8 protein-coding genes are annotated in these 9630 nt (G+C 38.6%); 2 read left to right on the plus strand and 6 right to left on the minus strand.

Annotated elements, in window-relative coordinates; translation table 11 throughout:
* Positions 1-159: 159 nt before the first annotated feature.
* From J2S08_RS05990 to J2S08_RS06005, 4 genes are all read right to left on the minus strand, one after another.
* Complete coding sequence (locus J2S08_RS05990) at positions 160-2130, minus strand: hydantoinase B/oxoprolinase family protein (protein WP_370875637.1); 1971 nt, start codon at positions 2128-2130, stop codon at positions 160-162.
* Between the two features lie 73 nt (positions 2131-2203).
* Positions 2204-4246, minus strand: coding sequence for a hydantoinase/oxoprolinase family protein (locus tag J2S08_RS05995; protein ID WP_307227633.1), 2043 nt, complete (start codon positions 4244-4246; stop codon positions 2204-2206).
* Positions 4247-4746: 500 nt separating this feature from the next.
* Complete coding sequence (locus J2S08_RS06000; protein WP_307227635.1) at positions 4747-5373, minus strand: NUDIX hydrolase; 627 nt, start codon at positions 5371-5373, stop codon at positions 4747-4749.
* Positions 5374-5509: 136 nt separating this feature from the next.
* A complete protein-coding gene (locus tag J2S08_RS06005) occupies positions 5510-6322 on the minus strand; it encodes a carbon-nitrogen hydrolase family protein (RefSeq protein WP_307227637.1) in 813 nt (270 codons plus the stop codon).
* 557 nt (positions 6323-6879) lie between these two features.
* Here J2S08_RS06005 and J2S08_RS06010 point away from each other — a divergent pair.
* Positions 6880-7278 carry a helix-turn-helix domain-containing protein gene (locus tag J2S08_RS06010; RefSeq protein ID WP_307227639.1) on the plus strand — a complete coding sequence of 133 codons (399 nt, stop codon included), beginning with the start codon at positions 6880-6882 and terminating at the stop codon, positions 7276-7278.
* A 255-nt stretch (positions 7279-7533) separates the two neighbouring features.
* Here the strand turns inward: J2S08_RS06010 and J2S08_RS06015 are convergent, their stop codons facing one another.
* Positions 7534-7731, minus strand: coding sequence for a helix-turn-helix transcriptional regulator (locus J2S08_RS06015; protein ID WP_307227641.1), 198 nt, complete (start codon positions 7729-7731; stop codon positions 7534-7536).
* A 140-nt stretch (positions 7732-7871) separates the two neighbouring features.
* Between J2S08_RS06015 and J2S08_RS06020 the strand changes: the two genes are divergently transcribed.
* Entirely contained in the window at positions 7872-8288 is a 417-nt protein-coding gene (locus J2S08_RS06020; RefSeq protein ID WP_307227643.1) for a helix-turn-helix domain-containing protein, read from the plus strand.
* Positions 8289-8575: 287 nt separating this feature from the next.
* Here the strand turns inward: J2S08_RS06020 and J2S08_RS06025 are convergent, their stop codons facing one another.
* The gene (locus tag J2S08_RS06025) at positions 8576-9385 is read right to left on the minus strand and encodes a transglycosylase domain-containing protein (protein WP_307227645.1); all 810 of its coding nucleotides are present in this window, start codon (positions 9383-9385) and stop codon (positions 8576-8578) included.
* Between the last annotated feature and the right edge of the window lie 245 nt (positions 9386-9630).

Consider the following 9630-nt stretch of genomic DNA (forward strand, 5'->3'; position numbering starts at 1 on the left):
TGTCCGAGGTTTTATCTTGTTGTGCTGTTAAAGAAAAGAATTTAAAACTGGATTGTTATGCATGAGAAAAAACCAGCCTCTCCAAAATACATAGTAAAACACTTTTACTTTGGAAGAAAACCGGTTTATCCATTTGTTCTTATCTTTGTAAAGAATCATTCATTCCCAATAAGCAACCGTCCGCCTTTTCATCATACTGCGATATTGCGCCGTTGATTTTGGCAGCACTTTGTTCGTCTTATGATCGAAGACGACACCGTATTTCCGAATTAAGTCGAGTTCGTCAATTTCACCGTTCAAATACATATCCTCTATTCTCTCCACTCTTTCTTCCAACCATTTTTTGCGATTGACCCGAATATATGCACGAGCAGTTTTTGTTGCTTCTTCATCAATCTCAAACAAGTCTATTTCACGATCAATTTCACGAATGACGACACCATAATCTTTTTCTGCTCGTTCGATGGATACATATTCATCTATCACATCTTCCAACACCGCATTAACATCACGTTTTAGTGGATCGCCTAGTCCCCCGCCGCCCGCAGATGGACGTGTGAAAGAATCACCGTATTTCACTTGTACATTGGAAAAAATCGCTCCTAAAAATGTTTGATCCTCTCTATCTGCATTTAACCAAGCGCCATTTGGAGAAGAAGGAAGCCCGCCAAATAGTCCCCATGTCACAGACCTCGCACGATCACAGCAATAAGACATGACTGTATTTTCAATCTTTGTCAGTGTGCCGCCTTTTTCGACACCGCAGCCGCCACGATATTGGCCAGGCCCCCCTGAGTCAATCATCATTTCATGCTTTGTCGTCACAACGGGAGACAAACGTTCCTGCCCTTCACAAGGTTGAATGCTTAAACCGACACCAAATACTGGGGAAAGTGCATTCGCTCCATCGCGGTCATGTCTGCCTCCATGGCCGCCTGCCATCCAGTCATACCACATAAAATATTTTTTTTGCGCCTTTCTTGTGTCCCAGCCACCGATTAATAGATACTCAAGATTAAAGGAGCAAGCAAGTGCACGATCTGGAATAAGATGAGACCATAATTCAAAACAAGTATTCATCACCTTTTCATAGGCGCCAGAACAAAAACCCGTCACTGCAATTGGCCATGGCGCATTTACAACAGAATTTTCCGGCAAATGAACATGGACGACACGATAAAAACCTGAATTCAACGGAATATCGGGGAAAAAGGTTTTCGTTCCAGCGTAAACTGCAGATAAAGATGCGCCATAGCCAGCATTTAAAAAGCAGCCAATGTATGGATGAGAATCACTTAAATCGTAAACGACTTCATCTTCTTTTATGGTCATTTTCACTCTGATTGGAATTAACCCGTCTCCTATATCGGGGTCCATATCGATATAATCTTCGGATTCCCACGTGCCATTAGGAAGTTCTCTTAATTTCGCCCTCGTTAAACGCTCTACATAATCCTGCACCTCTTCAAAAGCAATGAGTACCGTTTCTAGGCCATATTTTTCAATTAACGAGATTAATTGCTGTTCACCTACTTTTGTCGCTTCTACTTGCGAACGCAAATCACCTAATCGTTCTGCTGGCACCCGCATGTTCGAAACGAGAAGATTCGCTACATCTTGCAAATATTCACCTTTCCGGTATATTCTAATCGGTGGGATTCTCATTCCTTCCCCATAATGATCCTTTGACTTAATATCAAACGATCCCGGTACAGAACCGCCGACATCAGCCCAATGTCCATTTACTTGCATCATCGCAATCATGTTCTCGTTGTAAAATACAGGCTTCACTACTCTTGTATCGTTAAAATGAGTACCGCCTCTGTACGGGTCGTTAATAAGAAAAATATCCCCAGGCTGAATATCTGCAGGGAAATCTTCGAGTACTGCTTGTGCTGTCAAGTGCAGTGTCCCGACATGAACGGAAATATCCTGTGTTCCCTGCATCACAGTATTGCCTTTCGCATCACAGAGAGCTGAACTAAAATCACGGTTATAAATAACGAAAGAATAACATGTACGAAGCACTTGCTCAGACATTTGATCAACAAGATTCACAAACGCGTTTTTCAAAACCTCAAACGTAACAGGATCTAACTTGCTTTGAAATGCCGGTGTCGCAGTAGACATGAACATTGCTCCTTTCTTTATAAAAAAATCGATTATTCTGAATAAGGAAAATAAACGTCCTATCCTTTTTCGTTCAAAATGATTCGTACGTCATTAAAATATTTTGATATTCATCGACTTTAGCAAAAAATGCAGGTGGAACGACAACAGTGGAATCAAGCTGTTCAATAATAGCTGGGCCCGTGATTGGAAGATTAGTAGGTATCGATGCTCGCTCATAAATGGACGTATCGACAAACCCTCCTGCTTCTTCAAAGAAGACACTTCTTTTTTCTTTTACTGCGGCAGCTAATGAACCCTTTTTTATGATCTTCGGAAGCGCCGGTTTTGCAACTGTACCAATCGCAGCGACTCGCAGCCCGTATATTTCTACTTGCTGCTTTACATCAGAAAAAGCAAACTCTCTCTCATGCTCCTGATGAAAACAATCAAGTGCAGCCTCCATCGTGCGAATGGGCCTGCCTACTGTGACAGCTAATGAACGCCATTGGCCAGCATACCGCATATCAATATAACGAACAAATTGCATCTGTTCTTGAGACAGCCCCTCCTCTTTTAATAGTGCATGCGCTTCTTTCTCCATTTCCATAAAGGCTGCTTCTAATGTTTCGGCGTTTAATTCATCGGCTTGAGCAAAATAGGTTCTCGTCACATCATGCTGTACATCAACGAGTAAACAGCCCATTGCTGCAGCAACACCTGAATGAGGAGGAATAATTACAGTCGGAATCCCCATTTCTTTTGCCAAGTAAGCACCGTGGAGCCCCCCAGCTCCTCCAAAGGCTACAAGAGCAAATTCACGCGGGTCGTAGCCTCGACGGACTGAAATTAAACGAAGCGCATCACACATATTTGCATTTGCTACTTTCAGAATCGAATTTGCAGCTTCGGCTGTATCCAACTGAAATGGCTTCCCGATATGTTTGCGCACTGCTTCGATCGCTGTTTCTTTATCTAGCTGCATTTGGCCGCCTAACAGCTTCGTATTCAATCTCCCTAACACCAGGTTTGCATCAGTATTTGTCGGTTCAGTGCCGCCAATTCCATAACAGACAGGACCCGGCTCGGCCCCTGCACTGTGCGGACCATTACGAAGCGAACCTCCTTCATCAATCCAAGCAATACTTCCTCCTCCAGCACCAATTGTTAAGATTTCAATGCTAGGAAAACCAATCGGGTAGCCATACTCAATATACCAATCGGTCGTCACTCGCAAATTTCCTTCATACATCAACGAAATATCTGTACTTGTTCCTCCCATATCAAAGCCAATTGCATGTTGATAGCCACATAACTGTGCAATATATTTACTCGCAATTGCTCCAGCTGCAATCCCAGAGCTAGCAAATCGAGCTGCATAACGCGGCACAGTTTCAGATGTCATAACACCCCCGCCCGAATGAAGAACGAGAATATCCCCATCATAACCGAGATCCTTCATCTCATCTTCTAATTTTTGAATATAATGGCTTATAGTTGGCCCTAATACAGCATTCACGATCGTCGTACTCATACGCTCATGCTCAAAAATTTCCGGAAGTATTTCACTAGATGTACAAATGTATACATCCTCTCCTAAAACGTCTTGAAGCAGCTGCTTCACTTTTAATTCGTGTTCGGCATTTACGTAAGCGTTCATGAAGCAAATAGCAACAGATTGGACATTTCTTTTTTTCAATATTTTCCCTAGCGCTTTCACTTCTTCAGGTTGGATTATTTCTAAAATATTGCCTGCATAATCAATGCGCTCCGATACTTCAAAGCGATCACGGCGCTTAATATATGGAGGTGCAACATCATCATATGCATCCCAAAGATTCAATCTTGTTCCTCTCCGTATTTCAGGTACATCTCGAAACCCTTTTGTTGTAATCAGTGCGGTTCTGGGCAACTTTCTTTCGATTAAAGCGTTCGTTCCAACCGTCGTCCCATGAGAAAATAGTGAAATACGCCCACCGTCTACATTCGCCTTCTTTATTCCTTGAATAATGCCTTTTTCTGGGTTGCTAGGCGTTGACGCCGTTTTCGCAATAAAAGTTGCTTGATTCTTTTCGTTAAAAACAAACACATCCGTAAACGTACCTCCAACATCTACTGCAACGCGATATTCTGACAATACAATCCTCTCCTTCTGATAAATTCATGAATGATGCTTTAAAAGATTCTGGTAAAATAAAAAATCGTTTCCTTTTATAGACTGAACATTCTCATTTTTTGGATCATGCAGCTTTTTAACCTGCATCTCCTTTCTATCTGTGCATTCCCCATGAAAAGGAGACAAAATAAATAAAACCAGTTGTATTATCCAAACTGTCATTGAATAATAAAACTGGCTACGACCTACTTTCACATTCAGTAGGTTCACAGTTATTTTATCAAGAAGAAAATGTCTTCGTATATGTAATAGTCTTAAGCTATTTCGAATTAAAACCATGATCATATCCCAAATAAAGGGTTGCTTCACGGGAATAAACAGGGCAAACTGTTTTAAGTGAAGTCACATGATGAGTACATTATATTCCAACAGCTATTGTTAGTCAAATCTAACTTTTCAGAACTTTCGTTTATGTTATTGGTTCATTTTATCGTCTCACAAGTTGCTCCTCGTGCACGTCTCTAATCATTTATATTCTTATAAATGAATCTTACAACCCGCTCATAATATGAATTTTCATGTGGCACTAAATCATTTTTACCTACGATCTTATTTAAGAAAATTTTTTCTCCACGCTTATTTATTTTAAAGCCTTCGATTCTTATTTCGTCTTTTTCTTCTAGCCACAAATCATAAAAATGTTCAAGTTTCGCTTTAAATAATCCAGAAACTTCCTCTTTTTGTAGATGGAATTCATCAAAAGCCTTTTTACTATGATATAAAAAAACGTGAGCTAATTCTTTATCAATAAACCCCTCATTTATCATACTATCCTTTATAACACCTAATGGCACGAGTTTATCAAAAGTAACATCAATACCAAGTTCTTCTTTCACCTCTCTGATACCATCTTCTATCGTTTCATGAGCTACTAGATGTCCAGCAGCCGTAATATCTAAAAGGTTTGGATAATCCTCTTTTTCTTCACTGCGAAGTTGTAGATAGATATAATCCTTTCCGTCTTCATTACTAATAAACCAACAATGAAAGGACTCATGCCAATAGCCAATTGTGTGTACATCTTTACGAGCAGCAACTCCAATATGGTTGCTGTCCTCATCAAATATTTTCATTAATTCGTTTTCCATTGTGTATTCTCCTTGCTTATATAAAAGGATCACAAATCGCTATATATTTCAATTCAATAGATAGCCATATAAATAATACTAGGGGGAGTCCACCTCCTGATCAGCCAATTATGGCTATTATAACAGACATTCTTTGTTATCTAATAGAATAGATATCCGTTCGCCGCTGTGAAAAGCAAGGAATGTTTTTGCGAACCTCTTCAATATGTTTCAGATCAATATTCGTGACTGTAACGCCTTCTTTTTCTGGCGACCTTGAAATGACTGTTCCAAACGGATCAATTACCATACTGTTGCCATAATGGATCCGATTCGGTATATGAGAGCCAATCTGCCCAGGGGCAATAATAAAACATTGATTTTCAATTGCACGGGCCCTTAACAACACTTCCCAATGGTTCATGCCCGTATACATCGTAATAGCAGCAGGAACAAAAATAATCGATGCTCCTCTTAAAGCAAGCTGTCTATAAAGCTCTGGGAAACGAAGATCATAGCAGATTGTCAGGCCGACCTTGCCAAAAGACGTATTAGCGCAAACAACATGATCACCTGGAATAATCGTGTCCGATTCTTTCGCTGACACTCTCCCCTCAATCTCAATATCAAATAAGTGCAGCTTGCGATATTTAGCAATCACATTACCTTGTGGGTTGATGAGTACACTCGTATTATATGCTTTTTCTCCATCTCCTTCTTCAAGGATGCTTCCACAATGAATATACATGCGGTGTTCTCTTGCCTTTGCAGCGAGCATACTAATCGTCTCCCCTTCAATTTCTTCTGCATAAGCAACCTTATGTTCATCTTCGCTTAAATGATTTACATATTCCGGCATCGATACTAAATCAGCACCTTCGGCTTTTGCTTCCTCAATATATTTTATTATTTTTTTCATATTGGTATTTTTATGATCGATTGAATTTATTTGAATAACACCAATCTTCACCTTATGATCTCCTCTCAGTGAAACCGTTTCGTTAATGTGTTAATTGAATGCATCACTTATCGAGCGACATCACTATTTTGATTACACATGCATATGTAAGCTATTGTTGTCGTTTTCAAGAACGCCATGAATTCAATTCTTTAGTCGTTTTACATTTTTTCAACAACTTCTTTTTTAGTTTGAAATAATTTGCTAGTATTGTATATGAAATGTCATACATGCTTCTCATCGCTTTCATATTGAACTTCTTAGAATCTCCATTTCCGAAACATAAACAATAAACCTCTCAGCCTACTACCAAATGAACTTTTATGTCTTGAAAAGCTCCATATTACCGAATATCAATTTTTTATCTCTTTTATGAATACGCTTACATAATGTTTAATCGCATGCTTTGAATCAACATGTAATGATATTTATTCCTTCCGACACACAATTTGAATGTCAAGATCCATTTTAGAATCATTTTGTTCAAAAGTCAACACAATTAGCGTGTAAATAATCATATTTCACACGCATTGTGTTAAAATGTTTGATCATGGAAAGGATGACGATATATGGAAGGTTTTGGACAGCGTTTAGCAAATCTTCGTGAGAAAAGTGGATATTCCAAAAAAGACATTAGTATCATGCTGGGCTTTACTGCGAATGTGTTTGGAACATATGAAAGAGAAGAAAGGCGGCCATCTTTAGAAACAATTATTAAAATAGCAGATTTTTTTGATGTTTCTTTGGATTACTTAATTAGAGGCAAAGAATATCAACAGCGAAATCAACCCTTGTCCTATCAATTGAATCAACTCGTTGTGAGAGAGCTTTTAGAAAAAGGAATTGAGCATCCATATTTTTTACAAAAAGACAAATGGAAACAATTGTCGCAGGCTGACATTAAAGAGCTTGAAAATCATTTCGAATGGGTCGTCAAAAAAGCAGAAATGAGAGATAAAAAGTTATAATCCCTTACAAAAATACACCTTCATATTCCCTTTTATTCAGATATCATTTATACGTGGACACTAACTGTCGGTGATCCTAAATAAATGGATGCCGACAGTTAGTATGGAACAGCGAAACAACCTAAACAAAGTTCTCTTATTTTGACATAATGGCAGGGGTTGCGATCCAATTGCTTTGAAATAAAAAACAAGAAATTTTCTTAGGCTGCGCTGTTATGTAGAGCATGAGGCTATAGCTAAAGAAAAATATAAAGGCTATTGATAAAAAATCTGCTGAACGTCTCTTTTGTAGTAACGGGCAATTTTTATCTTTATATCGTCTCGTGGAACTCTCTGGCTGTTTTCGTACATTTGCAATGCACTAACGCTGATTCCAAGTGCTTCTGCCACTTCTTCGCGTGATCTGGGCCCTCGCAGCTTTATTAAACGCTTAGCAATAAACTGCTTATTCAATTTCTCCACCTCCACGCACACAATTTGTGTGTTCACATTCTATGTTAATTTTATTTGAGGAAAAAGTCAACACAAAAAGAGTGTTTATAAACATATTTCACACGAAGTGTGTTATTATATTAGAATAGGGAGGGATCTGTTTGGAAAGCTTTGGAATGAGATTAGCAAAGTTACGAGAAGAAAGTGGACTTTCAAAAAAAGAGATTAGTATGAAGCTTGGTTTTACGGCGAATGTTTTTGGCACTTATGAAAGAGAAGAAAGAAGGCCAACATTAGAAACATTAGTGAAAATGGCTGACTTCTTCCATGTTTCATTGGACTACCTCATTCGTGGACAAGAATATCAATACCAGAACAATGCCTTCAACAATGACATTCATTCGTTGGTTATAAGAGAGCTGATGGATAAAGGAATCAAACCGTACTTTTTGCAAGATGAAAAATGGAAACTGTTATCAGAAGCAGATATACAAGAATTAGAAAATCACTTCGAGTGGGTCGTCAAAAAAGCAGAAATGAGAGCAGATAAAAAGAAAAATGAAGATAAGTCTAGCTGATATGTAAACGCGTTCATGATCCTCTTTCCACCATTATAGCAAACATATGTTCTTGAAACAAGTACAAAAATAGGTGGAGGTGCTGCTCCACCATATTTGATATTTTTACAATAACTTTCCCCTTCACTCATTCTATCGTTTCTTTCTATCATTTAGTTGTCACTAGTTTTTCTTATCGTACAACTTTAAAATACAAAAAGAACCACATCATAAAAAATGAAAAGCGGGTTCTTCGTAAGTAGGCCACTTTTCATTTTTATAGAAGAACATTGCACATTCATATATGGCTATGCACTGCGATCGACAGTTGTCATTTCTCCAATTGTTGTCCACGTTGCTGCCAGCCGTTCACTTTCTGATATTTTGTGGAGCTTTTCCATTCTCTTTAACACAACTGCTTGTCTTGAAATCGCCAACTCTGGATCATTGATTGGCGAATAATGCTCTGGTGCTTTCGGCAGTGCCGCCAGCATCGCAGCCTCGCTTAAAGTAATCGTTTCTAAGTTTGGATCATTTTCCTTCACTGTTTTTCCAAAATAAAAATGAGCTGCTTCGTCGATGCCATATATGCCATGTCCAAAATAAATGGTATTTAAGTAAGCAGTCATGATTTCTTCTTTCGTATATATTCTTTCCAAATGAACCGCAATGAACAATTCTTTCAATTTGCGTTCAAGCGATTTCTCATTCGTTAAAAAATTGTTTTTTGCAAGCTGCATCGTAATGGTACTGCCGCCTTGGACATAGCCTTTTGACATGACATCCTTGCTAATTGCACGTACAATAGCAATCGGATCGACACCTAAGTGATAATTGAAACGGTGGTCTTCTATACTCACAAACGCATCTTCTACATAAGCCGGCATTTGCTGTACAGACACAACACTTTCTTTATTCAAGCTGTCTTCAAAGGCAGCAAATTTGCTTTTATCTACAAGGGCACTCCCGATAAATGCTGAAAAATAATAAACAACAACGAGAAAACATACTAGACCCAAGAGCAATTTTCTTCCTTTTCGTTTTTTTACTGTTGGAACATGTCTCCTTCGCGCTGTTTTTTCACGTGAAAGATGAGCTTGATTCATATGGATATCCATGTGAAGCATCTCCTTTACTAGTGGGCGTTTAAAAAAGTATGCATACAATTATGTTCACCGAGAAAACTGCTGCTTGTATAAAAACGCAGTAATACTTTTTAACTGGATCTCCGAAAAGAATTCTCCCACTTCTAAATGTGAAGGGCATAGCCCAATGAAAGTGGGAGATGAATTTTCGGTTGGCATAAGCCAAAAGATTGTTCTATGATTGGTCTATATAATATGGAGTTTGATAGCACTATAAA

Source organism: Bacillus chungangensis (genome assembly GCF_030812995.1).
Taxonomy (GTDB): Bacteria; Bacillota; Bacilli; order Bacillales; family Bacillaceae_C; genus Bacillus_CF; species Bacillus_CF chungangensis.